The organism is Halorubrum sp. SD690R (assembly GCF_005435035.1).
Lineage (GTDB): Archaea > Halobacteriota > Halobacteria > Halobacteriales > Haloferacaceae > Halorubrum > Halorubrum ezzemoulense.
The window spans coordinates 68,523-90,022 of record NZ_SGTV01000002.1; the positions used below are offsets into that span (position 1 = coordinate 68,523).

The 21,500-nt window shown below is 71.2% G+C and carries 24 protein-coding genes; 13 read left to right on the plus strand and 11 right to left on the minus strand.

The genetic code is table 11. From position 1 onward, the window contains the following. Nucleotides 1-166 precede the first annotated feature (166 nt). Both EXE41_RS01730 and EXE41_RS01735 read left to right on the plus strand, forming a co-directional pair. Nucleotides 167-373: a hypothetical protein gene (locus EXE41_RS01730; RefSeq protein ID WP_233125165.1), complete on the plus strand. Its 207-nt coding sequence runs from the start codon at nt 167-169 to the stop codon at nt 371-373. A 115-nt stretch (nt 374-488) separates the two neighbouring features. After that, nucleotides 489-1,238 (plus strand): sugar phosphate isomerase/epimerase, encoded by a 750-nt coding sequence (locus EXE41_RS01735; protein WP_137690146.1) that lies wholly within the window; start codon nt 489-491, stop codon nt 1,236-1,238. A gap of 9 nt (nt 1,239-1,247) precedes the next feature. On the opposite strand, the gene EXE41_RS01740 is transcribed toward EXE41_RS01735, so the two are convergent. The 3 genes from EXE41_RS01740 to EXE41_RS01750 all read right to left on the minus strand — a co-directional run bounded on the left by EXE41_RS01740 (nt 1,248) and on the right by EXE41_RS01750 (nt 4,587). Continuing rightward, nucleotides 1,248-2,063 carry a hypothetical protein gene (locus EXE41_RS01740; RefSeq protein WP_137690147.1) on the minus strand — a complete coding sequence of 272 codons (816 nt, stop codon included), beginning with the start codon at nt 2,061-2,063 and terminating at the stop codon, nt 1,248-1,250. A gap of 77 nt (nt 2,064-2,140) precedes the next feature. Next, on the minus strand, nt 2,141-3,394 hold the full coding sequence (eis, locus tag EXE41_RS01745; protein WP_137690148.1) for an enhanced intracellular survival protein Eis: 1,254 nt from the start codon (nt 3,392-3,394) through the stop codon (nt 2,141-2,143). Between the two features lie 92 nt (nt 3,395-3,486). Continuing rightward, the gene (locus tag EXE41_RS01750; protein WP_137690149.1) at nt 3,487-4,587 is read right to left on the minus strand and encodes an NADH:flavin oxidoreductase/NADH oxidase; all 1,101 of its coding nucleotides are present in this window, start codon (nt 4,585-4,587) and stop codon (nt 3,487-3,489) included. A 113-nt stretch (nt 4,588-4,700) separates the two neighbouring features. Here EXE41_RS01750 and EXE41_RS19180 point away from each other — a divergent pair, with 113 nt between their 5' ends. Next, on the plus strand, nt 4,701-4,862 hold the full coding sequence (locus tag EXE41_RS19180; protein ID WP_167373079.1) for a hypothetical protein: 162 nt from the start codon (nt 4,701-4,703) through the stop codon (nt 4,860-4,862). A 57-nt stretch (nt 4,863-4,919) separates the two neighbouring features. On the opposite strand, the gene EXE41_RS01755 is transcribed toward EXE41_RS19180, so the two are convergent. From EXE41_RS01755 to tbsP, 5 genes are all read right to left on the minus strand, one after another. Next, nucleotides 4,920-5,498: a response regulator gene (locus EXE41_RS01755; RefSeq protein WP_086219550.1), complete on the minus strand. Its 579-nt coding sequence runs from the start codon at nt 5,496-5,498 to the stop codon at nt 4,920-4,922. A 300-nt stretch (nt 5,499-5,798) separates the two neighbouring features. Further along, a complete protein-coding gene (locus tag EXE41_RS01760; RefSeq protein WP_086215652.1) occupies nt 5,799-7,076 on the minus strand; it encodes an aminotransferase class V-fold PLP-dependent enzyme in 1,278 nt (425 codons plus the stop codon). A 185-nt stretch (nt 7,077-7,261) separates the two neighbouring features. Beyond that, nucleotides 7,262-7,600 (minus strand): cupin domain-containing protein, encoded by a 339-nt coding sequence (locus tag EXE41_RS01765; RefSeq protein WP_086219552.1) that lies wholly within the window; start codon nt 7,598-7,600, stop codon nt 7,262-7,264. A 99-nt stretch (nt 7,601-7,699) separates the two neighbouring features. Continuing rightward, complete coding sequence (locus EXE41_RS01770) at nt 7,700-9,391, minus strand: YcaO-like family protein (RefSeq protein ID WP_137690150.1); 1,692 nt, start codon at nt 9,389-9,391, stop codon at nt 7,700-7,702. Nucleotides 9,392-9,494: 103 nt separating this feature from the next. Continuing rightward, the gene (gene tbsP / locus EXE41_RS01775) at nt 9,495-10,316 is read right to left on the minus strand and encodes a transcriptional regulator TbsP (protein ID WP_137690151.1); all 822 of its coding nucleotides are present in this window, start codon (nt 10,314-10,316) and stop codon (nt 9,495-9,497) included. A gap of 242 nt (nt 10,317-10,558) precedes the next feature. Here tbsP and glyA point away from each other — a divergent pair, with 242 nt between their 5' ends. Together glyA and EXE41_RS01785 are read left to right on the plus strand one after the other, a co-directional pair. Next, nucleotides 10,559-11,806, plus strand: coding sequence for a serine hydroxymethyltransferase (gene glyA / locus EXE41_RS01780; RefSeq protein WP_137690152.1), 1,248 nt, complete (start codon nt 10,559-10,561; stop codon nt 11,804-11,806). 93 nt (nt 11,807-11,899) lie between these two features. Then, nucleotides 11,900-12,310 carry a DUF3054 domain-containing protein gene (locus EXE41_RS01785; RefSeq protein WP_049930450.1) on the plus strand — a complete coding sequence of 137 codons (411 nt, stop codon included), beginning with the start codon at nt 11,900-11,902 and terminating at the stop codon, nt 12,308-12,310. Here the strand turns inward: EXE41_RS01785 and EXE41_RS19850 are convergent, their stop codons facing one another. Further along, nucleotides 12,311-12,436, minus strand: a complete 126-nt coding sequence (locus tag EXE41_RS19850; RefSeq protein WP_256370411.1) for a hypothetical protein — start codon at nt 12,434-12,436, stop codon at nt 12,311-12,313. 152 nt (nt 12,437-12,588) lie between these two features. Between EXE41_RS19850 and EXE41_RS01790 the strand changes: the two genes are divergently transcribed. The 4 genes from EXE41_RS01790 to EXE41_RS01805 all read left to right on the plus strand — a co-directional run bounded on the left by EXE41_RS01790 (nt 12,589) and on the right by EXE41_RS01805 (nt 16,291). After that, complete coding sequence (locus tag EXE41_RS01790; protein ID WP_137690153.1) at nt 12,589-12,843, plus strand: hypothetical protein; 255 nt, start codon at nt 12,589-12,591, stop codon at nt 12,841-12,843. Between the two features lie 89 nt (nt 12,844-12,932). Further along, entirely contained in the window at nt 12,933-13,934 is a 1,002-nt protein-coding gene (locus EXE41_RS01795; RefSeq protein WP_137690154.1) for an ornithine cyclodeaminase family protein, read from the plus strand. Between the two features lie 36 nt (nt 13,935-13,970). After that, nucleotides 13,971-14,501 carry a YfcE family phosphodiesterase gene (locus EXE41_RS01800; protein WP_137690155.1) on the plus strand — a complete coding sequence of 177 codons (531 nt, stop codon included), beginning with the start codon at nt 13,971-13,973 and terminating at the stop codon, nt 14,499-14,501. A 68-nt stretch (nt 14,502-14,569) separates the two neighbouring features. Then, entirely contained in the window at nt 14,570-16,291 is a 1,722-nt protein-coding gene (locus tag EXE41_RS01805; protein ID WP_137690156.1) for an aldehyde ferredoxin oxidoreductase family protein, read from the plus strand. A 30-nt stretch (nt 16,292-16,321) separates the two neighbouring features. Here EXE41_RS01805 and EXE41_RS01810 read toward each other — a convergent pair whose 3' ends face one another. Continuing rightward, a complete protein-coding gene (locus EXE41_RS01810) occupies nt 16,322-18,037 on the minus strand; it encodes a GAF domain-containing protein (RefSeq protein ID WP_137690157.1) in 1,716 nt (571 codons plus the stop codon). Then, nucleotides 18,034-18,744, minus strand: a complete 711-nt coding sequence (locus tag EXE41_RS01815; RefSeq protein ID WP_086215660.1) for a DUF5806 family protein — start codon at nt 18,742-18,744, stop codon at nt 18,034-18,036. Before EXE41_RS01815 ends, EXE41_RS01810 begins: the two co-directional genes overlap by 4 nt. A gap of 90 nt (nt 18,745-18,834) precedes the next feature. Between EXE41_RS01815 and EXE41_RS01820 the strand changes: the two genes are divergently transcribed. The 4 genes from EXE41_RS01820 (at nt 18,835) to EXE41_RS01835 (ending at nt 21,493) form a co-directional block, all read left to right on the plus strand. Continuing rightward, complete coding sequence (locus tag EXE41_RS01820; RefSeq protein WP_049930461.1) at nt 18,835-19,203, plus strand: universal stress protein; 369 nt, start codon at nt 18,835-18,837, stop codon at nt 19,201-19,203. Continuing rightward, nucleotides 19,200-19,796 (plus strand): GNAT family N-acetyltransferase, encoded by a 597-nt coding sequence (locus EXE41_RS01825; RefSeq protein ID WP_049930463.1) that lies wholly within the window; start codon nt 19,200-19,202, stop codon nt 19,794-19,796. The genes EXE41_RS01820 and EXE41_RS01825 overlap by 4 nt, the downstream gene beginning before the upstream one ends. 50 nt (nt 19,797-19,846) lie before the next feature. Continuing rightward, on the plus strand, nt 19,847-20,470 hold the full coding sequence (locus EXE41_RS01830; protein ID WP_049930465.1) for an adenylate kinase: 624 nt from the start codon (nt 19,847-19,849) through the stop codon (nt 20,468-20,470). Between the two features lie 120 nt (nt 20,471-20,590). Beyond that, the gene (locus tag EXE41_RS01835) at nt 20,591-21,493 is read left to right on the plus strand and encodes a DUF106 domain-containing protein (RefSeq protein ID WP_049930467.1); all 903 of its coding nucleotides are present in this window, start codon (nt 20,591-20,593) and stop codon (nt 21,491-21,493) included. The last annotated feature ends 7 nt before the right edge of the window (nt 21,494-21,500 follow it).

Below are 21,500 nucleotides of genomic sequence, written 5' to 3' on the forward strand. Positions count from 1 at the left end.
CCCTCGCCTGTTCACTGCGGGCCGAACGCTGAATTCCCCCGCGCTAAGCCCGGTGCGAGATCGGCTGAGTCCGTTCGAGCACAGTTTCCGAGCGGCCGCTTTCCCCCCCGAAAGCGGTCAGATCGAAGCCAAACGTTTCGTACAGAGACCACATACGACTCCGATCGTGAACACCGTTCGGCTGCTGGCGAACCCCGTCGTTCGATGGGCGATCGCGTTCCTTTACCTCGGCGCGTCGTTGACGTTGCTCATCGTGCTCGGAGACCTCCCGAGGCCGGATCAGATCGTGGTGACGATAACCTGTGTAATCGGCTTCTTCGTGGTTCCAATCGCGCTGAAGGGGTACGTGGATTCGGCGCCGGACCGGTACTGACAGACGCGATTCCGGGTATCCGAGCGGACTGGCCGTGGAGCGGCCGCGTTCGGTCGCAACTGCGCCACCGAACCCACGCCGCTATTTATAAAAGCTCGCCGCACCCACCGCCGACATGGACATCGGCGTGACGGTCGGTGACGACCTCGACCGCCTCGCGGCGTCGCCGGCGCGGTTCGACTTCTGCGAACTCGGCGTCGGCGAGCCGACGCTCGTGCCGGACGAGGTCGACCCCGGCCGCCTGACGGACGCGCTCGGCGGCCGCGACCTGCTCGTCCACCTGCCGTACAGCCAGCGACTGGCCAGCTACGTCCCCGAGGTGAACGACGCCATCGTCGACTACCAGCGCCGGCTCCTGACCGCGGCCGGCGACCTCGGCGCGGAGAAGGCGGTCCTCCACGCCACCTCCGCCGACCGCGACGACGTGGCGTTCCGCGAGACCGCGGCCGACCAGCTCCGGCGCGTCGCCGACGTCGGCCGCGAGGCGGGCGTCGAGGTCGTCGTCGAGAACGTCGGCCACCAGCACGCGGGGCTCCAGCTCTCGGTCCTCGGCGACCTCGCCCGCGAGACCGACACGCCGATCTGCTTCGACGTGGGCCACGCGTACATGGAGGGCGGCAACAAGGCGATCAGGCGGTTCCTCCGCAGCCACGGCGACCGGATCTCGCACCTCCACTGTCACGACGTGCGCCGCCGCGGCGACACCCACCTCCCGGTCGGGGCCGGCGAGGTCGACTACGACCTCGTCGCGTCCGAGCTCGACGGCTTCGGCGGGACGGTCGCGCTGGAGGTGTTCACCGACGATGCGGCGCTGCTCCTCGACTCGGCCGAGCGCGTCGCCGACCGCCTCGGCGCGTCCTTTTGACTTCGCGGCTCAGTTCGCTCCGCCGGCCGCGCCCTCGTCGTCCGCTCCGGGCGCGTCGTCGCTCGCGTCGGCCGCATCGCCGCTCGTCTCGGCCGCGTCGCCGTCGACCTGCTGTTTGATCGACTCCAGCTCGGACTCCACGTCGACCTCCGGCGGCTCGTCGGCGGCGTCACCGCTCGCATCGCCCTCACCGGGCGCCTCGTCGCCCGCGTCGTCGCTCTCGCCGGGTTCGGTCACGTCGATCCGGACGGGGTTCGCGCCGTCGCCTCGGTCGGACCGCTCCTCGGCGTCCCCTCGGCTCCGCGCGTTGCGGTCGCCGTCGGGGTCGCCGCCCAGCCGCCGGTCGCGCGCCGCGTCCGCCTCGCGGCGCCCCTCGTCGATGCGGGACTCGATCTCCGCGGTGAGGTCGCGCGCGTCGGCGATGATCGAGCGCGAGGCGGCGTCCTCGGGGAGGTCGGCCTCCGAGAGCGCGGTCCGCAGCTCCGAGAGGGAGCGCGAGAGCCCGGCAGTCGCGCCGTCGCGCACGTCCGCGAGGCGGTCGCCCGCCCCCTCTGCGCCCTCGGCGACGCTCCGCCCCGGGTCCGCGAGCCGGAGCGTCCCCCGGAGCAGTTCGAGCGACTTGATCGTCGTCTCCAGCAGCGCGATGACCGTCGGGATGGTGTACTGCTCGGTGAACCGCACCAGCTCCGAGAGCCGCGGCGGCCGCGGGGGACCCCGGCGGTCGCGCTCGCTCTCTCGGAGGTCGGCCCGGAGCTCGCCCAGCACGTCCTCGAGCTCGTCGAGCCGCTCCTCGAGATCGTCGTCGCGTCGGTCGCGGGAACTCATGCCACCTGCTACGGCGCGCGCGGATAAAAAGCCCGGCAGCGGTCGCGCCCGGCCCAGACCGGCCGCACCGCCGCCGGTCAGAAGGCCTCGCGCAGGAACGTCGGCCGCGGCGGGAAGAGTGCGCCGAGGTCGGCGGCGAGCCCCTCGCCGAAAGCGTCGTCGCCGACGTCCAGCGCGGCGTGCGCCCGGAGGTCGTCGACGCCGCGGTACCCGGCGTACAGCTGCGAGAGCGGGCCGATTCCCGCCGCTACGTCGGCGTCGTCCGGGCTTCCGGGGTCTCCGCCGGCGTCGACCCGCTCGGCGTCGATCTCGCCGCCCGCGACTGTCACCCGGATCGGTCGGTCGTGCCAGTCGACGAGCGGGTCGTCGACCGCGAGCGTGAACTCGGCGTCGAGATCCGGGTCGGGGGCCAGCTCTCGCAGCGCCGCAGGGACATCGACGAGCCGGAACATCGGTCCGGCGCGAACCTCCTCGGTCACCGCCCGCGGGTCGTCGACGCGGTCGAGGAGGCTCACGTCCGCGGGGAGGCGGAGCCGGACGCGCTCGACCTGCGAGTCGTGGTCCCGACAGAAGCGGAACACCTCGTCCCACGCGGACGGGTCGGCGACGGCGGCGTCGGAGACGACCATCGCCTTCCCGTCGCCGTCGTCGCGCTCGGTGAACGTGTACGACAGCAGCGCGCGGAGGTCGTCGTCCCGTCCGAGGCCGTAGACGAAGGGATCGGTCTGCCACCCGCGGAGGATGTTCTCGCGCCACCACGCCGCCGTCCGCGCCATCGTGAAGTCGTACCGGTCCGCGGTCGCGGCGAGGAGGTCTGCCGCCGCCTCGTAGTCGCCCTCGTCGAGCCGCCGGAATTTCCCCGTTTCGTCACCTCCGTCAGTCGCGTCGGCCGCGAACGCCAACTGTTCCGGCGGCGTCTTCACCCACCGATATCGACTCACCGTCCCCCACCCGTACCGGCGGTAGAAGGGGTGTTCGAACGGCCACAGCACGGAGTACCGAATCTCGTCTTCCCGGTACTCCGTCAGCGACTCGCGGAGGAGCCGCTCGATGTGACCCTGGCGCCGGTGTTCCGGCGGGGAGGCGACCGCGGAGAGGCCGGCGGCGTCACGGTCGCGCCCGCGGATCCGGAGCGTGAAGTCGTGGTGGCCGCACACCGCGACCGCCTCCTCGCCGTCGAACAGCCCCCGGTACTCGGCGAGGTGCTCGCGGTCGTCGTCGTCGGCCTCGGGGTCGTACGGCCCCTGCTCGGGAGAGAAGGCGTACCGCATGAACGCGCTGAACTCGTCCTCGCGCTTCTCCGGGAAGGGCCGGTAGTCGAGGTCGCCCATACGCCGTCGGCACCCGGGAGCCTCATAAGTGTTCCCGGCGCCTGCGTGTGGTTCTCACGCCACCGCCGCCCGCGGCCGGTCGCGCGGCCGGCTTAGTCGAACCGGCCGCGGCGGTACTGGACCGGCCACTCGACGTCCGCGCCGAGTTCGTGGGCGGCCTCTAGCGGCCAGTGCGGATGGCGGAGCAGCTCGCGGCCCAACGCCACGAGGTCGGCCCGCTCGTTCCGCACGAGGGCGTCGGCGTGGGTCGGCTCCGTGATCCCGCCGACCGCGGCGACGGGCACGTCGGTCCCCTCGCGGATCGCCTCGGCGTACGGCACCTGGTATCCCGGCCCCGCGCTCGGGAGCTCCTGGTCCGGGTGGATGCCGCCGCCGGAGACGTCTATCAGGTCGGCGCCGGCGTCGGCGAGGAGGGGGGCCAGCCGCACCGAGTCGTCCACGTCCCACGACTCGCGGTCGGGGAGCCAGTCGGTCGCGGAGATGCGGACGAAGACGGGTTTCCCGTCCGGCCAGACGTCGCGGACGGCCGCGACGACCTCGCGCAGGAGTCGCGTGCGGTCCTCGAAGCTTCCACCGTACTCGTCGTCGCGGTCGTTGGTGACGGGCGAGAGGAACTGGTGGAGGAGGTAGCCGTGGGCCGCGTGGACCTCCGCGACCTCGAACCCGACGTCGCGCGAGCGTTCCGCGGCGGCCGCGAACGCGTCGATCACCTCGTCGATCCCCGCCTCGTCCAGCCGGCGGGTGTCGGCGAGTCCGTCCTCGCCGACCTCCGCGTGGGGGTAGGGCTCGCCGGTCGCGGAGACGGTCTCCCACCCGTCCGCCTCGTCTCCCGGAATGGGGTCGCCCCCCTCGGCCGGCGGCCGGTGTGAGGCCTTCCGACCGGCGTGTGCCAGTTGGATCCCCGGCGCCGCACCCTGCGACCGGACGAACTCGACGATCGGTTCGATCGCCTCGGCGTGCTCGTCGGACCAGATCCCGAGGCAGTCCGGCGTGATCCGTCCGCGGGCCTCGGCCGCGGTCGCCTCCGTCATCACGACTCCGGCGCCCCCGGCGGCGCGGGCGCCGAGGTGGACTCGGTGCCAGTCGGTGGCCAGGCCGTCGTCGGCGGAGTACTGACACATCGGCGACAGCATGATGCGGTTCCGGAACTCGGCGTCGCGAAGCGAAAGCGGCGTGAACAGCGTGTCGGTCACGGATCGGCGCACGACCGCCGCGACGTAAGGCCCTCCGATCCCCCGCCCGGATCGCCGCCGCTGGTTTAGGCCGACCGAAATCTATATGCCCGCCGCTCCCTGAGCGGGGTGTAATGACAACGGGAGACCGGATCGAGCCGGACGCCGAGCCGGCGACCGAGGAGCGACCGACGGTCGCCGCGACCCGCTGCTCGGAGGAGCGGACCGTCTTCGCCGAACAGGGCAACACCGACGCGTGGATCGCGACCGACCTCACCGTCGATCTCGAACGGTAACGCGTCCTCAACGGCGCTCGACCGGCGCGGCGTCTCCTCCCGCCCAGCCCGTCGAGTTCACTCTTCCGAGCGGAGCGTCTCTCCGGTCGAACCGGCGGTCCGCGGCGTCGCAGCCGTTCCCGTGCCCCCTTCTTCCCTGCGCTGCGCGTCGGCGAGCGCGCGGATCCGGTCGAGGATCGCGTCGTATCGCCCGCGGTCGGATCCCTTCTCGAAGTAGGCGTCCGCGCCGGCGCCGAACGCCGCCGCCTCGCACTCCTCGCTCGGACACGTGCTGTGGAACACGACCGGGAGCGCCGGGTCGACCTCGCGCAACCGTTCGGTGAGGTCGACGCCGTGCCCGTCCGGGAGCCGCTGTTCGGTCACGACGCAGTCGACCGCGACCCGCTCGCCGCCGACCTCGATGCCGGTCTCGATGGCGTCGACCCCGTCGGCGAGGCGCTTCACGGACCGGACGTGGACGCGGTCCGTGATCCGCTCGGCGAACGTCTCGAAGAGCTCCGCGGAGCGGGCGTCGGGCTCGATCTGGAGGACGGCGATCGGCGCTTCGCGGTTCTCCTCGCTGACGGTCGTTTCGACTCGGTCGGTGGCTGCGGTCGTGTCCGCGTGTGTTTCGGACGGCGGTGTCTGGTCGGTCATGGGTTGTGGCGCTGGCGACGACTCGTCGAAGAATAACTTACTACGACGGTTGTAATCCTTCTACCAATGGTAGCCGCGGGAACGGTATAATAATTCCGCGATCACCGTTGTCACGCCCATCAAACGTGATTATCCGGTAGTATTAGGTGAAAATTCCCGGACGTACGGAGGATTTCTCTCTCTCTGGGCCGCACGCGGCGCGACGCCGTGGGCGCGCGGCTCACGCCGGAGTGCCCGTTGACGGGATCGAGCGTCGCCGAAGGGCCCGTTACGGCGTCGAACGCCGCCGGCCGAGAGGCCTCAGGCGAACAGGTCGCGCGCCTCCCGGACCGCGTCGACCAGGGCGTCGACCTCCTCGACGGTGTTGTAGAAGTAGAAGGAGGCGCGCGCGGAGGCGGCGACGCCCATCTCGTCGTGGAGCGGCTGCGTACAGTGGTCCCCGGCTCGGATCGCGACGCCGTAGTCGTTGAGGATGCTGGAGAGGTCGTGGGCGTGGACGCCGTCGACGTTGAACGCGACGAGGCCGCCGCGGTCGTCCCCGGGCGGGCCGTATATCTCGACGCCGCCGAGTTCGTCGAGTTCGTCGTAGGCGTACTCGGCCAGCAGGTCTTCGTGGGCCTCGATCCGGTCCATACCGATCGCTTCGACGTACTCGATCGCGGCCGCGAGGCCGATCCCCTGAGCGATGGATGGGGTTCCGGCCTCGAACTTCCACGGCAGGTCCTCCCACGTGGAGTCCTCGAAGGAGACGCGCCGGATCATGTCCCCGCCGTAGAGGTACGGGCTCATCTCGTCGAGGATCTCCTCGCGACCGTAGAGGACGCCGATCCCGGTCGGGCCGCACATCTTGTGGCCGGAGAAGGCGAGGAAGTCGACGTCGAGCTCGTCGACGTCGACCGGGCGCGTCGGCACCGACTGCGCGGCGTCGGCGAAGACGTACGCGCCGTGATCGTTGGCCAGGTCGGCCAGCTCCCCGATCGGGTTCACGGTGCCGAGCGTGTTCGAGACGTGGACGACCGACACCATCTCGGTGTCGTCGTCGACGAGCTCCGCCGCGTGGTCCATGTCGAGCCGCCCCTCGTCGGTGACGTCGATGAAGCGCACGTCGGCGCCCGTCCGCTTGCCGATCTGCTGCCAGGTGACGAGCGAGGCGTGGTGTTCCATCTCGGAGAGGACGACGTTGTCGCCGGGGCCGAGCTCCTCCAGCCCCCAGGCGTACGCGACGAGGTTCATCGCCTCGGTCGTGTTCTTGGTGAAGACGATCTCCTCGCGGCCCGCCGCGCCGATGAAGTCGGCGACCGCGTCGTGGGCCTCCTCGTACGCGACGGAGGCCTCCTGGCTCAGCTGGTGGATCCCCCGGTGGACGTTCGCGTTGTAGCTCCGGTAGTAGTCGGAGATGGCGTCGACGACCGGGTCGGGCGTGTGCGAGGTCGCTGCGTTGTCGAGGTAGACCAGCGGGGTGTCGTCGCCCGCGCCCTCGCCGGCCGTCTCCGGGTCGCCGCCGACCTGCCGATCGAGGATCGGGAAATCGGCGCGGAGCGCCTCCACATCGAACGGGTACTGTTCGTGGACTCCCATTATCTGTTATCAGGCCCCGAGCACTAACACACCTTCGGTCCGGTACGTCTTGCGGGTATCGCAGACGCGCGATATCGGCCGGTCCGCGGCGGGGTACCCCCCGGATCCGCCCCGCGGCGACTTGCGCCTCGGACCGCCCGGCACCTCCTCGGACCCGCCCCCGCTCCGACGACTCCCGCGGCCGTCTACTCCCCCCAGTCCGGATTCGCCCGCGGCGGCGAGAAGATGTCGAAGCCGACGACCGGCTCGTCCGTCCGGTTCTCGGCCGCGTGCGGCTCGCCGCCGGGGATCACGTAGGTGTCGTCGGGGCCGACGACGCGCTCCTCGCCGTCCGCGACGAACGTCAGCCGCCCGGCCGTGATCACGCCGACCTGCTCGTGCGGGTGGTCGTGTTCGGGCACCGTCTCGCCCGGTTCGATCTCGAACCGCTGGATGCTCACGTCGTCGCCGACGGCCCCCTGCGTGAGGAACACGCCGTCGACCGCCTCGACCGCCTCCGCGTCCGCGTCGGGTGCGACGTCCATACGGTCCCCCGCGACCCCGAGCCACCTAAATCCGCGGGCACGGGCAGTCGGCGCCGGGAGGGTCGGACCGCACCATCGGCGTCTCCGACCCAGCCGCAGTCACGGGAACGGGTGGTACGGCCGGTCGAGCGCGGGCTCGAACCCCATCGACCGCGGCACCTCGCGGGCGCGGTCGCCGAAGAACGGGTCGCCGGTGAACAGCGGCTGTGCGCCCGGCACGAGCACCCGCGCGGCCTCGAAGCCCACCGCAGCGAGGTCGCGGGTCGTCACCCGGGCGACGTACGGGTCGAGCCCGACGGCCTCGACGCGGTCGACGACGGCCGACAGCTCGGCCTCGCCCGTCAGCTCCGGCTCCCCGAGCCCCTCGGCCGAGACGGACGCGTCCGGGTCGAAGAACGCGGCCGTCTCCCCGGGCAGGTCGGCGTGGTGGCCGATCGCCGCCCCCTGCTCGTCGGCCGCCTCCCGCCCCATCGAGCGGAGCTCGGTCCAGTTCTGGAGCGCCTCGGCGAGCGCGCTCCGCGCCGCCGCGGCCGGGTCGAGGTCGGCGCCCGACCCCGCGGCGAACCGCGGCCAGTCGCCCTCGCGGCTGACCCCGACCGCGACGACGGGCACGTCCACGTCGGTCGTGACGAGCAGCGGCGTCACCGACAGCGACTCCGCCCGCGCTCGCTTCTCCAGTTCGGCGAAGCCCGGGTCGTTGACGTCGAGCCCGAGCGGCTCCGTCGTGGAGTACCAGCTCGTCATCGTCGCGTCGCGCTCGATCGCCTCGTACAGCCCGGAGAGCGCGGCGTCCGGACCCGAGCTACCGAGGCCGAGCCCGGTCGTGATCGGCGGCCGGTACCGCCGCTCCGGCGGCGGGAAGTGAACGAACTCCGCCGGGAGGCTCGCCGGTTCGCCCGTCCCGAGTCGTTCGCCGCGGACCCACGGGAGCCGGTCGTCGCGGTCGTACGCCTCGGCGCCGTCGGGGCGGACGAACGCGTCCGGGGTGACCGGGTTCGGAACGTTCGCGGCCGGCGCGCGTGTGAACGACGCCTCGCGGTAGACGCCCGCCGCGTACCGCTCTAGCCCCTCGCCGAGCGCCTTCATGAACGCGGCGTCCCAGTCGGCGGCCGCGCCACCGCCGAAGTCCGCCGCGTCGGCGTCGGAGAACGGGGTGGTGTCCGCGACCCGCGCGACGTAGTACGGCACGGGGAACGACTCCTGCTCGCCGACCTCCGCCAGCGCGCCGATCCGGCGGTCGACGGCGCGCTCCGCCCGGTCGATCGCCTCGTCGAGGCCGCGGTCGGCGTGGTCGCGCGGGAGCGCGTCCCCGGGGCCGTCGCCGCAGCCGCACCCCGGTATCGGGAGGAGGGTCCGCTCGCCGCCCGGCACCTCGACGACCGTGTCCGCCACCGGGTCGCCCGCCAGGAGCCGGATCGTCCGGCGTCCGGCCACCGCGCCGGCGTAGCGCACCGCGGACCGGCGGCCGGTCGGCGCGTCGGCGGGCTCCGCCCCGCCGCTCTCGACCCGGGCGCGCAGGCAGTCGTAGCAGGCGTCGTCGAAGACGGTCACGGCGGCGTCGAGGTCGGCGAGGGGAACGCCGCCGAGCCCACCCACCTCGACCGCGACCCACCGATCGAGCATGTCGTCCGCGGCCCCGAACGTCGCCGACCCGGCGGTGTCGACGACGACCGCGGCGTCGAATCCGTCGAGGAGGTCGGCCTCGACCGGCATCGCGTTCACGTCGACGTCGCCGAGCGCGGCCTCGGCGGCCTCGACCGCGGGGCCGTCGCCGACAAGTCCGATGTCCATACCCGGTCGACGCGAGGCGGCGAAAAAAAGCCGCGGGTCCGCGGCGCGCGGCGGCTCGTTCGGCGCGTCCGCGGAGGGAGTCCGAGAGCGCTCGCGGGCGCGCTCAGGCGGGCGTCGCCGCCAGCATCTCGGCGGCCTCGGCGGCCAGCTCCGCGGCGTCGATGTCCCGGAGCCGGTCGTCGCCGAGCTTCAGGCGGAGCCGCGGTCGGCCGACGTCGATCGGGACCTTCTCCGTGTCGATGATCCCCTGATCTTCGAGGCGCGTCTTCGTCCGGGAGAACGTCGCCTTCGAGGCGATACCGACGTCCTCGCCCCACTTCGAGATGTCGTAGAGGAGCACGTCGTTCTTCGCCGCGACGAGCAGCGAGACGGTCACCTCGTCGAGGTCCACCCCGTCGTCGCGCTCGGTCGCGTCGAGGACGGCGTCGAAGTCCGACCGGGCCTCCTCACCGATCTCGGACTCCAGCGTCTCGCGGACCCGGGCGATCGCCGGCGTGCGGAGCGCGTACGCCTCTGCGTCGTCGAAGGCGGCGCGCTGGGTCTCGTACACCTCCTCGACGAACTCCGCGTCGTCGGTCGAGAGCGCGGCGACGCCCTCCCCCGCGGTGACCAGGGCGACGACCCGAGAGGGCGAGACGAACAGGGCGTTGTCGACCTCCCCGTCCAACACTCGGATGTCCAGGCCGCCGTCGGCGACGAGGTCCGCGGCCCGGGACGCGACGACGAAGTCGTCGAGCACATCCTTCAGGGTGCGTTCGTCGGCGAGCATCGACAGCTTCGGGAGGTCGTCCCACCCGACGGCCGTCTCGACCAGCGATACGATCGTCTCTGCGGCGGGGTCCACGACGAGCAGCTCGTCGTCGTCCCCGTCGAAGGCCGCTTCGAGCGCGGCCTCGACGTCGGCCGCCAGTAAATTCGATACCATTTGTCTCTCGGTATGAAAGCCGGTTGCGTATTTAATATTAACGGGGTTCATGGAACGAATAACCCGATAAGCGTGCTTGAGGCGGGTAAATTCGGTAGATCGGGGTTACCCAAGCACAGTCGACGCGAGGCGGCCTCGCGTCCGGTCGCCGCGGGTCGCGCGCTCGGGGCAGCGGACGCGAGCGGGGTCGCACGTGCGCCGGCGACGGAAGGATTAATGCGCGGTCGCGCCCGGGTTCGCACATGGACCACGAGCACGTCCGGGAGGTCGATCCGGCGGTCGCCGACGCGCTGGCGGGCGAGCGCGACAGACAGGAGCAGACGCTCGCGATGATCGCGAGCGAGAACCACGTGAGCGAGGCGGTGCTGGAGGCGCAGGGGAGTGTCCTCACCAACAAGTACGCCGAGGGCTACCCCGGGTCGCGCTACTACGCCGGCTGCGAGTACGCCGACGAGGTCGAGGAGCTGGCCATCGAGCGCGCGAAGGAGCTTTGGGGCGCCGACCACGTCAACGTCCAGCCGCACTCCGGCACGCAGGCGAACCAGGCGGTGTACTACTCCGTCCTCGAACCGGGAGACAAGATCCTGTCGCTGAAGCTCAACGACGGCGGCCACCTCTCGCACGGCCACCCCGCGAACTTCACGGGGCAGCTGTACGAGGTCGAGCAGTACGAGGTCGACCCCGAGACGGGGTACATCGACTACGAGGGGCTCCGGGAGGTCGCCGAGGAGTTCGACCCCGACATCGTCGTCTCGGGCTACTCCGCGTACCCGCGCGCCGTCGAGTGGGAGAAAATCCAGGCGGCGGCCGACGCGGTCGACGCCTACCACCTCGCGGACATCGCCCACATCACCGGGCTCGTCGCGGCGGGCGTCCACCCCTCGCCGGTCGGCGTCGTCGACTTCGTCACGGGCTCGACCCACAAGACGATCCGCGCCGGCCGCGGCGGGATCGTGATGTGCGACGCGGAGTTCGCGGACGACATCGACTCGGCCGTCTTCCCCGGCGGGCAGGGCGGCCCGCTGATGCACAACGTCGCCGGCAAGGCGGTCGGGTTCAAGGAGGCCTTAGAGCCCGAGTTCGAGAAGTACGCCCAGCAGGTCGTCGACAACGCGGAGGTGCTCGCCGAGACGCTTCAGGAGCACGGGCTCTCTTTAGTCTCCGGCGGGACCGACAACCACCTCGTGTTGGCCGACCTGCGCGACTCCCACCCCGACCTCTCCGGCGGGGACGCGGAGGACGCGCTCGCGGCCGCGAACATCGTCCTCAACGGGAACACGGTCCCCGGCGAGACGCGGTCGGCGTTCGACCCCTCGGGGATCCGCGCGGGCACCGCCGGGCTCACCACCCGCGGCTTCGACGCCGACGCGATCGAGGAGGTCGGCGACCTGATCTACCGCGTCGTCGACGACGTCGACAGCGACGACGTCATCTACGAGGTCGGCGAGCGCGTCGTCGAGCTCTGCGAGGCGCACCCGCTGTACGAGTAACCGACCGCTCCGATGCGGGATCGCCCTGTCGCGAGACCGCACCGGCGCGGACGAATCCGTGCGTAAAAGTGGGGCCGGCTCGCAGGGGTCGGTATGGACGCTCCGCCGTTTCTCGCCGCCCGCCTCGACCGCGGCGCCGCGCCGTTCGCCGTCGGGGACGTGATCGCGTTGATCCTGTTACTGACCGTCGGGACGCTCAACCACCAGACCGTCGAGTTCCTCACCGCGAACCCGCTGTACTTAGCGGGCGTGTTCGCTCCCTTCCTGATCGGCTGGGTCGTGGTCGCGCCGCTCGTGGGCGCCTACTCCGCCGGCGCGGTCGAGACCGCGAAGTCCTCGGTCCCGCTCGTGATCCGGTCGTGGATCCCGGCCGCGGTCGTCGGACTCGCGCTGCGCGCGTTTGTCTTCCGCGGCGGGGCCGAAGTCACGTTCGCCGCCGTCATGCTCGTGTTGGGATCCGTCGCCCTCGGCGGCTGGCGGGCCCTCTACTTCCGGTTCCGATAGTCACCCGCGCTCTCTGTGCGCCGAGCGCCCGGCCGCGGCGCCTCGCTTCTCGCTGACGCGGTCGACCGGCCGACTGTGGTGTTGCTCTCCTTGCTCGCCGTTCTCCTCCTCGACCTCTCTTCCCACTGGTCCCTCTTCTCGCCGACTACCCATCCCGAGTCGACGGAGCCTCGGGCCAAGCCATAAGTTATGAGTAACATCCGCGTGTTCACGAACGAACTGCTCCCGAACCGCGGGAAAAATTTAATATGGATTTTCGACTACTAGCTAATGGAAGCATGACTGGATACTACGACTACGTGCTTGGGCTCATCCCGGTGGCGTTGATCGGTGTGACCGCCTCGATCACGCTGGTCGGACTGTCGTTGACGTCGGCGCTCCCGGTCGGTGCCGTCGCCGCGGCCACGGTGATGGCTCACGCGATGTTCGTCCGAAATCCAGTCGCGGACAGCGCCCCCGAACGGCGGCCGTTCGACGGCGACGCCGGCGAGCGCTCCGCGGGCGGCGGTTCCTCGGCGGGCACCGCCGACTGAGGCGCGGAGTGATTCCCGGTCGCCGCGGCGTCGCGTTTCCGGTCGCCGCGTCCTGTACCGTTTAGTCCCCGCGCCACGAGTGGCCGACTATGACGGAGACCCTGTTCCTCACTAGCTCCGAGGTCGACGACCTCGCGGACCCGGCCGACTACGTCGCCGCCGTGCGCGACGCGTACCGACAGGTGGGCGAGGGAGCGCCCGCCGAGCCGCGGACGAAGCTCCTCAACCGCGAGCCGCCGGGCATGCTCACCACCTACGCCGCCCTCCTCCCGGAGACGGGCGCGATGGGCGGGTACACCTACTCGGCGGGGTTCGGCGCGGGCGACGCGTGGTTCATGACGCCGCTGTTCGACGCCGAGTCGGGCGAACCGCTCGCGCTGCTCGACGGCGCGTCGATGAACCCGTTCAAGACCGGCGCCGCGGGCGCGGTCGCGGTCGACGCGCTCGCCCGCGACGACGCGACCGAGCTCGCCGTGATCGGCAGCGGCGCGCAGGCGCGCGGACAGGTCGCGACGACCGCCACGGTCCGCGAGTTCGAGGCGGTCCGCGTCTTCTCGCCGACCCGCGAGAACCGCCAGGCGTTCGCCGCTGACTTCGGCGACCGGCTCGCCGCCGACGTGACCGCGGTCGAGAGCGCGAGCGCCGCGCTGGCGGGGGCCGACGTGGTCATCACCGCGACGACCGCCAGCGACCCCGTGATCGCCGACGCCGACGTGGAGCCGGGGACTCATGTCACGGCGATGGGCCAGTACGACCCGGCGAAGAACGAGCTCCCGCCCGAGCTCGTCGCTCGGGCGACGTACGTCCCCGACCTGAGGGCGCGCGCGACGCAGGACGCCGGCTCGTACCTCGCCGCGGTCGAGGCCGGCCTGATCGAGGCGGGCGAGGGGATCGCCGCCGACCTCGGCGCGGTCGTCGCGGGCGACCACCCCGGCCGGGCGAGCGACGACGCGGTGACAGTCTTCGACTCCGGCGGCACCGGCGTCGAGACGGTCGCGGCCGCGCACATGCTGTACGAGCGCGCGAGCGAGAAGGGTCGGGGGCAGACTATCGACTTCGCGCCCGCGAGCGAGGCGCTGACTGGCGAGTAGGCGGGGGTTGAAGTGGCGCGCCGCCGACCGGCCGGTATGCTGATCGGCATCGTCTCAGACACGCACGACGACTCGGCCGCGGTCGAGGCGGCCGTCTCGCTGTTCGAGCGCGAGGGGGTCGACGCGGTCGTCCACTGCGGCGACTTCGTCGCGCCCTTCTCAGTGACCCCGTTCGACGCCGACTTCGCGTTCCACGCGGTCCGCGGGAACAACGACGGCGAGTGGGCGGTCGAGTCGACCGTCGAGGAGTTCGGCACCTACCACGGCGAGGCTGCCGCGCTCTCGTTCGGCGGCGGAGACGGAGCGGGTGACGCCGTCGACGTCGCGGTCACCCACGGCACGAGCGACCTCGTCGTCGACGCGCTCGTCGACTGCGGCGACTACGACTACGTGCTCTACGGGCACACCCACGCGCACGGCGCCGAGGCGCACGGCGGGACCGTCCGGGTGAACCCCGGCGGGCTCCCGATCCCGGTCGACGGCGCGGACGACGCGTTCCGCGTGGCGACGCTCGACACGGCGGCCTCCGGCGTCGACGCCGTGACCCACCACGTCCTCGACCGCTGACGCCCCGTGGTAACGGACGCGCCGCTCGCACCCCGAGTTTTATCGCCGCTCGCTCGCTCCGTACGTCCATGAGACACGCACAGGGCCCGCTCCTCACGATCGACCTGACGGAGCGGACCGCGTCGACGACCCGGATCGACGACCGGCTGGCGTCGTTCGTCGGCGGCCGCGGGCTCAACACGTCGCTCGCGTACGACCGGATCCCGTTCGACGCCGACCCGCTCGGCCCGGAGAACCGCCTCTTCCTCTCGACGGGTCCGATGCAGTACTCGACGACCTCCTACACCGGCCGGATGGCCGCCACGGCCGTCTCGCCGCTCACGAACGGCCTCTGCTCGTCGAACGCTGGGGGATTCCTCTCGCGAAACTTCACCGGCGCGGGGTACGCGGCCGTCGAGATCACGGGCGTGAGCGACGACCTGCTCGCGGTCCACGTCCGCGAGGTCGGGCCGGACGGCGAGCCGGACGTGACCTTCGAGGCGGTCGACGACCTGGAGCAGGCCGAGGTGTCGGCGGTCTCCGATCGGCTCGCCGAGACGCACGACCTCGGTCCCGAACACGTCGCCTGCGTCGGGCCCGCGGGCGAGAACGAGGTCCGCTTCGCGTCGGTCATGACCTCCGACACCCGGGCGTTCGGCCGCGGCGGGCTGGGCGCCGTCCTCGGTGCGAAGGGCGTGAAGGCGCTCACGTTCGCCGGCGACGCGGACGCCGAAATCGAGGTCGACTGGCCCGACGAGGCGGCCGAGGTCCACCGCGAGGCGGCCACCTCCGACTCGATCATGAAACGGCAGGGAACGACGAGCGTGACGGAGCTGGCGAACGAGGTCGACGCCCTCCCGTCGTACTACTTCGCGGAGACCTCCTTCGAGGGCGTCGAGGGCATCTCCGGCGACCGCGTCGAGGAGAAGAAGTACGAGAAGGGGACCTGTTCGCAGTGCGCGTTCGCCTGTAAGCTCCCCACCCGCGACGAGGCGACCGGCGTCGAGACGGAGGGCCCGGAGTTCGAGACGGTGATGGCGTTCGGCTCGAACGCGGGCGTCGACGACGTGGTCGACGTGATGCGCGCCAACGAGCTGTGCGACGAGCTCGGGATGGACACCATCTCCTGTGGCGACGTCGTCTCCATGTTCTTAGAGAGCGAAGACGAGTTCGGCAACGCGGACCTCGTCCACTCGCTCGTCGAGCAGATCGCCTATCGCGAGGGCGTCGGCGACAAGCTCGCGGAGGGCGTCCACCGCGCACACGAGGAGTTCGGCGCGGACGACTGGACGGTCAAGGGGATGGCCTTCTCCGGCCACGACGGCCGCGCGCTCAACGGGCAGGGACTCGCGTTCGCGACCGCGAACCGCGGCGCGGACCACATGTACGGGGAGTTTTACCCGTACGAGTACCCGCTCGTCGACCCCGACGAGGCGTTCGACCCGCAGGGCCTCGACGGGAAGCCGCCGAAGCTCGTCGCGAAGGAGAACCGCAACGCGGTCCTCGACTCGGCGGTGGTCTGTAAGTTCTCGCGGGGAACCGTGACCGACGACCGGCTCGCGGCGCTGCTCGACGCCGACTACGACGACCTCCAGTCGCTCGGCGCCCGGGTCGTCGAGTTAGAGCGCGCGTTCAACAACGCCCGCGGCTTCGACCGGAGCGACGACACGCTCCCGTACGCCGACGCCATCGACGGGTTCGACGCGGCGCTCTCCGAGTACTACGCGCTCCGCGGCTGGAACGACGACGGCACCGTCCCGGGTCACGGCGACGGGCTCGACCCGGCCGGCGCGGCGCCCGCCGACGACTGACGGGCGCGCTCGGCCCGCGCCTCCGCCCGCCTACCCGTCGCCCGGGTCGAGGTCGACGCCGCGGAACTCGAACCGGGCCCCGCCGGCCTCGCTCTCGGCGAGCTCGACCGCCCAGCCGTGCGCCTCCGCGACCTCGGCGACGATCTTCAGTCCGAACCCGGTCCCGTCGTGGTCCGTCGTCACGCCCGCCTCGAACACCTCTCCGCGGTCTCCGGGGTCGACGCCGGGGCCGTCGTCTTCGAGGTAGAAGCCGTCGTCGAGCGCCCCGACCGTGACCGCCACGTCGGGTCCGGCGTGGGCGACCGCGTTGGCGATGAGGTTCTCGAGGGCCTGTCGCAGGCGGCTGCGGTCCGCGGCGACGACGGCGTCCGTCTCGACCGCGATCGTCGCCGACTCGGTGTCGACGGTCTCCCAGCACTCCGCGACGAGGTCGGGCAGCGCGACGGGCTCGGTCTCGTCGATGCTGGCGCCCTGCCGCGCCAGCGCGAGCAGGTCCTCGATGAGTACGTCCATCCGGTCGAGCGAGCGCTCGACCGCGCCCAGCTCCTCCACGTCGACCGACTCCTCCGCGAGCCGCTCCGTGACGATCTCGAGGTTCCCGGTGGCGACGTTGAGCGGACTTCGGAGGTCGTGCGACACGAGGCTGGCGAACTCCTCTAACCGGTCGCGCTCGCGCGCGATCTCCGCCTCGCGCCGCCGGAGCTGCCGCTCGCGCTCGATGCGGACCAGCACCATCGTCACCGTCGCCGCCCAGATGCGCGCCACCGCGAGGTCGGAGTCGTCGAAGGCCTCCGGGGCCGTCGCGCCGACGTTCAACACGCCGTACCGCCCGAGCGGGACGACGAGCTCGCTCCGGATCGTGGCGTCGTCGCTGTGGCGGTCGGGGTCGTCGTGGACGTCCGCGACGTACGTCGGCTCGCCGCTCTCGAAGACCTCCCAGGTGATGCTCGGCTCGTCGGCCGCGAACGTCGGATGCTCGCCGACGACGTCGTCCGCGGTGTCCGTCCAGACGATCGGTTCGAGCGCGTTTTCCCGCTCGTCGTACAGCCATATCGCGGCGATCGGGTGGCCCAGCACGTCGTCGACGTACGACACCGCCGCCTCGGCGGCCGTCTCCCTGTCGGTCGTCTTCAGCAGCTCTCTGGTCGCCTCGTGGAGGGATTCGAGCGTCTTCGTGCGGCGCTGGAGCGCCAGCCGCCGCGTTCGCTCGTTCGTGACGTCGATCGCCGTGACGACCGCGTACGGGTCGCCACCGAGCTCGAACGGGCCGACGCTGACCCGAACCGGGACGAGGACGCCGTCCCCGCGGCGCACGGCCAGTTCGAACCCGTCCGCCATCGACCGCGCCTCGCCGGCGCGCGTCGTCTCGATCAGCGCCGTCACGTCGTGTCGAGACCCGTCTCGTTCGGCTCTCGCCTCCTCGCCGCCAAGGGGGGCACTCTCCTCGCCGTCTCCGGGTGCGCTCCCCTCGGCACCCCCCGGCGCAACCCCCTCCGCGTCTCCGGCTGCGCCCGCTTCGCCGTCGTCTCGGTCGGCGACGGGGGGCGGCGACGCGACGCGTCCCCAGTCCAGTTCGGTCGGATCCTCGAAGACGTCGCCGACCGCTCGGCCGGAGAGGTCGTCCGGATCGAGCCCGAACACTGTCTCAACGCTCGGCGTCCCGGCGTGGACGACCCCGTCGCCGTCGACGACGAGGGTCGGGTCGGGCGTCGCGTTGATCGCTTCCGGAAAGTGGTCCATGGTCACTCTTCTGCCGGCTCGTGGACGTGGCCGCACTCGGGGCAGCGCACCTCCTCGCCCCGGAGGTCGGCCGAGGAGGCGCGCACCTCGCGCATCACCTCGCTGATCCTGTCTTCGGCCTCCAACTCGTCGGCGACGGCGAGGTCGACGCCCTCGACCTCCAGGAGGAACTTCGCGACCTCGGTCACCTCGTACATCATCTCGTCTAAGTCCTCGGCGGTGAAGAACCCGGACATCGCGCCGTAGAGGAACGTCGCCCCCGCCTTCGTCACCTTCTCCTCGAAGGAGTAGCGCGCCTGGTTCACCGCCTGCGGCGTGTACGTGTCGGTCATGAAGGGGATGAGCTCCGGGAGGTTCTCGCCGATCTTCGTCATCTCGACGCCGGTCTCCGTCCGGAAGTCGGCGCAGAGCCGGGCGATCGCCCACTCGCGGGCGGTGATGTACGTCCGGTCGCGGAGGAACTCGTTGACGCGCTCGTAGCGCGCGCCGTCCATCTTCTTGAACCGCTCGTACTTGCGGACATCCCGCGGCACGTCGTCGGTCGCGTCCGCCTCGTCTCCGGACGCCCCCGACGCCCCGGCGGTCGTCTCCGCGTCCGGTTCGTCGCCGGCGTGCGGATCGGGGTCGCCGTCGTCGTCGGAGAGTGACCGGTCCGTGGCGGCGTCGCCGGTCCCGTCGGCCGAGTCGGCCGTCGAGCCGGAGGGATCGCTCATACGTGCGACACTCCGCGGGCGAACAAAAGCCTTGTCGGTGGCGGTCCGCTCGGAGATCCACTTTTGTACCGTCGCGTGGAGGGGTTGGGCATGAAGGTGCTCTGCGGGATCGGCGGCAGCGACGACTCGTTCCGCGCGCTCGACCGGACGGTCGAGCGCGCGGCGGTCGCGAGCGACGACCTGACGATCGCGGTGGTGGACAACGAGGACTCCTCAGTGTCCCCCGACGAGGTCGTCGAGCGCGCCGAGGCGGCGGTCGAGGAGGCGGCGATCGACGCGGAGGTGCGACGCGTCGAGGGCGACCCCGGGAGTCGGCTGGTGGACATCGCCGAGACGGAGGGGTTCGAGGAGATCGTCTTGGGCGGCGGACACACGAGTCCGATGGGGAAGATCACGATCGGGTCGATCGCGGAGTTCGTCCTGTTGAACGCCAAGACATCGGTCACGCTGGTCAGATGAGCGACCGAGGCTACCCGGACGCGGTGGCGGACGAGTTCCCGCCGCCGCCGACCGCGTTCACCGACCGCGAGGACCGCCGGATCGAGGTCCGGCCGTACGAGGGCGACCCGGCGGCCAGGGAGTCGCTCGTCGAGATGTACGACGCCTTCGACCCGGCGGACCGCGCGCAGGGGATCCCGCCCGGCGGCGAGGAGCGCATCCGCGAGTGGCTCGACGCCATCCTCGCCGACGACTGCTACAACGTGATCGCCTGGTGCGACGACGCGGCCGCCGGCCACGCGACGCTCGTCCCCGACGGCGACGCCTACGAGCTGGCGATCTTCGTCCATCAGGAGTACCAGCGTGCCGGGATCGGCACCCACCTCATCCGCGGACTGCTCGGCCACGGGCAGGCGAACGGCGTCGAGAAGGTGTGGCTCACGGTGGAGCGGTGGAACCGCGCCGCCGTCTCCTTGTACAAGAAGATCGGCTTCGAGACCTCCGACGCCGAGAGCTTCGAGCTGGAGATGGGGCTGCGGCTGCGCGCCGACGGGGAGACGGCCGCGGAGGGAGACGCGTCCGCGACCCCCGACGAGTCCGACGCCGACGAGTAGGGTTGGCCGGAATCTTCAAGCCTTTAGGGGCGGCCCGCGACCGCTCCGATATGAGTCACCGAATTCTGCTGCTGGGGGCGCCGGGTGCCGGGAAAGGGACGCAGAGCGCGAAGCTGGCCGACGCGTACGGCGTCGAGCACGTCACGACCGGCGACGCGCTCCGCGCGAACAAGGACATGGAGACGGAGTACGGCACGCCGCGCTCGTTCATGGAGGCGGGCGAGCTGGTGCCGGACCCGGTCGTCAACGAGATCGTCGAGGCCGCGATCGGCGACGCCGACGGGTTCGTCCTCGACGGCTACCCGCGCAACCTCGATCAGGCGGAGTACCTCTCGGAGATCACCGACCTCGACGCCGTCATCCTCCTCGACGTCGACGAGGAAGTGCTCGTCGACCGGCTCACCGGGCGCCGCGTCTGCGACGACTGCGGCGCGAACTACCACGTCGACTTCCAGCCGCCCGAGGAGCCGGGCGTCTGCGACGAGTGCGGCGGCGAGCTGATCCAGCGCGAGGACGACACCGAGGAGACCGCCCGCGAGCGGCTCGACGTGTTCTACGACAACACCGAGCCCGTGATCGACCACTTCCGCGACGAGGGCGTCCTCGTCGAGGTCGACGGCGAGGCGACCCCGGACGAGGTCTTCGCTCGGATCCGCGATGTCGTCGAGAGCTAGTCCGCCGCGTGGCCGGGGACCAATCCGCCGCGTGGCCGGGTGACAGTCCGACCGACGCCGGGGGCCGACCGAGCGACGATCCTACAAGGTTCTTAACCGTCGACCGCTAACCGGCCGCTAATGAGCAAAGTCGAACGGCGAGTCCGCTCGCTGGTCCGCGAGGACGGCGAGATGCGGGACGCCATCGAAACCGTCCTCGACAACGCTAGCGGCGGCGAGGTGCGTTGGGTCGACGTCCGCGACCAGATCACCAGCGGACAGTGGGGCCGGCTCATCGAGAAGGAGATCCTCGTCGACGGCGAGGAGGGCTTCGCGCTTGCCGACCGCGACGACATCGAGGCCGGGATGGAGGACGACTCGGGCGGCGGCGACGTTGAGACGCCGGAGACGACCTCCTGGTCGAAGTGGGATAAGCTGGCCGGGCTGGCGACGCTCGGCGCGTTCGTCGGCTACGCGGTCTCGCCGGTCCGGAACGCGATCGCCGGCGGCATCGACGTCGTCCTCGGCCCCCTTCTGAACGTCGTCCCCTTCTACGTCGTCATCATGGTCATCGCGCTCGGCACGGGGATGTACTCGACGCTGCTGCGCGCCGGGCTCATGGACATGGAGAAGATGGGCGCGTATCAGGAGCGGATGAAGGACATCCAGGAGCGCCGGAAGGAGGCCGAGAAGCGCGACGACGACGAGGCGCTCGACGAGATCCAAGAAGAGCAGATGGAGGCGATGGGCGACCAGCTCGGCATGTTCAAAGAGCAGTTCCGCCCGATGGTGTGGATCATGTTCCTCACCATTCCGGCGTTCCTCTGGATGTTCTGGGTGATCGGCTACCGCGGGTCTGAGGCCGCGTACCCGGCCGTCGCCGCCCAAGAGCTCGTCGTCCCGCTCGCGGGCACCGTCACCTGGGACACGGGGATCGTCGGCCCGATCCAAATGTGGATCCTCTGGTACTTCCTCTGCTCGATGGCGTTCACCCAGCTCGTCCAGAAGAGCCTCAACATCGAGATGTCGCCGTCCGCCTCGTAGGCAGCGC

Coding starts and splice junctions, on each gene's coding strand:
- EXE41_RS01735 (WP_137690146.1), top strand. CDS start 489: ATGGACATCGGCGTGACGGTCGGTGACGACCTCGACCGCCTCGCGGCG.
- EXE41_RS01740 (WP_137690147.1), bottom strand. CDS start 2,063: ATGAGTTCCCGCGACCGACGCGACGACGATCTCGAGGAGCGGCTCGAC.
- eis (WP_137690148.1), bottom strand. CDS start 3,394: ATGGGCGACCTCGACTACCGGCCCTTCCCGGAGAAGCGCGAGGACGAG.
- EXE41_RS19180 (WP_167373079.1), top strand. CDS start 4,701: ATGACAACGGGAGACCGGATCGAGCCGGACGCCGAGCCGGCGACCGAG.
- EXE41_RS01755 (WP_086219550.1), bottom strand. CDS start 5,498: ATGACCGACCAGACACCGCCGTCCGAAACACACGCGGACACGACCGCA.
- EXE41_RS01760 (WP_086215652.1), bottom strand. CDS start 7,076: ATGGGAGTCCACGAACAGTACCCGTTCGATGTGGAGGCGCTCCGCGCC.
- EXE41_RS01765 (WP_086219552.1), bottom strand. CDS start 7,600: ATGGACGTCGCACCCGACGCGGACGCGGAGGCGGTCGAGGCGGTCGAC.
- EXE41_RS01770 (WP_137690150.1), bottom strand. CDS start 9,391: ATGGACATCGGACTTGTCGGCGACGGCCCCGCGGTCGAGGCCGCCGAG.
- tbsP (WP_137690151.1), bottom strand. CDS start 10,316: ATGGTATCGAATTTACTGGCGGCCGACGTCGAGGCCGCGCTCGAAGCG.
- glyA (WP_137690152.1), top strand. CDS start 10,559: ATGGACCACGAGCACGTCCGGGAGGTCGATCCGGCGGTCGCCGACGCG.
- EXE41_RS01785 (WP_049930450.1), top strand. CDS start 11,900: ATGGACGCTCCGCCGTTTCTCGCCGCCCGCCTCGACCGCGGCGCCGCG.
- EXE41_RS01790 (WP_137690153.1), top strand. CDS start 12,589: ATGACTGGATACTACGACTACGTGCTTGGGCTCATCCCGGTGGCGTTG.
- EXE41_RS01795 (WP_137690154.1), top strand. CDS start 12,933: ATGACGGAGACCCTGTTCCTCACTAGCTCCGAGGTCGACGACCTCGCG.
- EXE41_RS01800 (WP_137690155.1), top strand. CDS start 13,971: ATGCTGATCGGCATCGTCTCAGACACGCACGACGACTCGGCCGCGGTC.
- EXE41_RS01805 (WP_137690156.1), top strand. CDS start 14,570: ATGAGACACGCACAGGGCCCGCTCCTCACGATCGACCTGACGGAGCGG.
- EXE41_RS01815 (WP_086215660.1), bottom strand. CDS start 18,744: ATGAGCGATCCCTCCGGCTCGACGGCCGACTCGGCCGACGGGACCGGC.
- EXE41_RS01820 (WP_049930461.1), top strand. CDS start 18,835: ATGAAGGTGCTCTGCGGGATCGGCGGCAGCGACGACTCGTTCCGCGCG.
- EXE41_RS01825 (WP_049930463.1), top strand. CDS start 19,200: ATGAGCGACCGAGGCTACCCGGACGCGGTGGCGGACGAGTTCCCGCCG.
- EXE41_RS01830 (WP_049930465.1), top strand. CDS start 19,847: ATGAGTCACCGAATTCTGCTGCTGGGGGCGCCGGGTGCCGGGAAAGGG.
- EXE41_RS01835 (WP_049930467.1), top strand. CDS start 20,591: ATGAGCAAAGTCGAACGGCGAGTCCGCTCGCTGGTCCGCGAGGACGGC.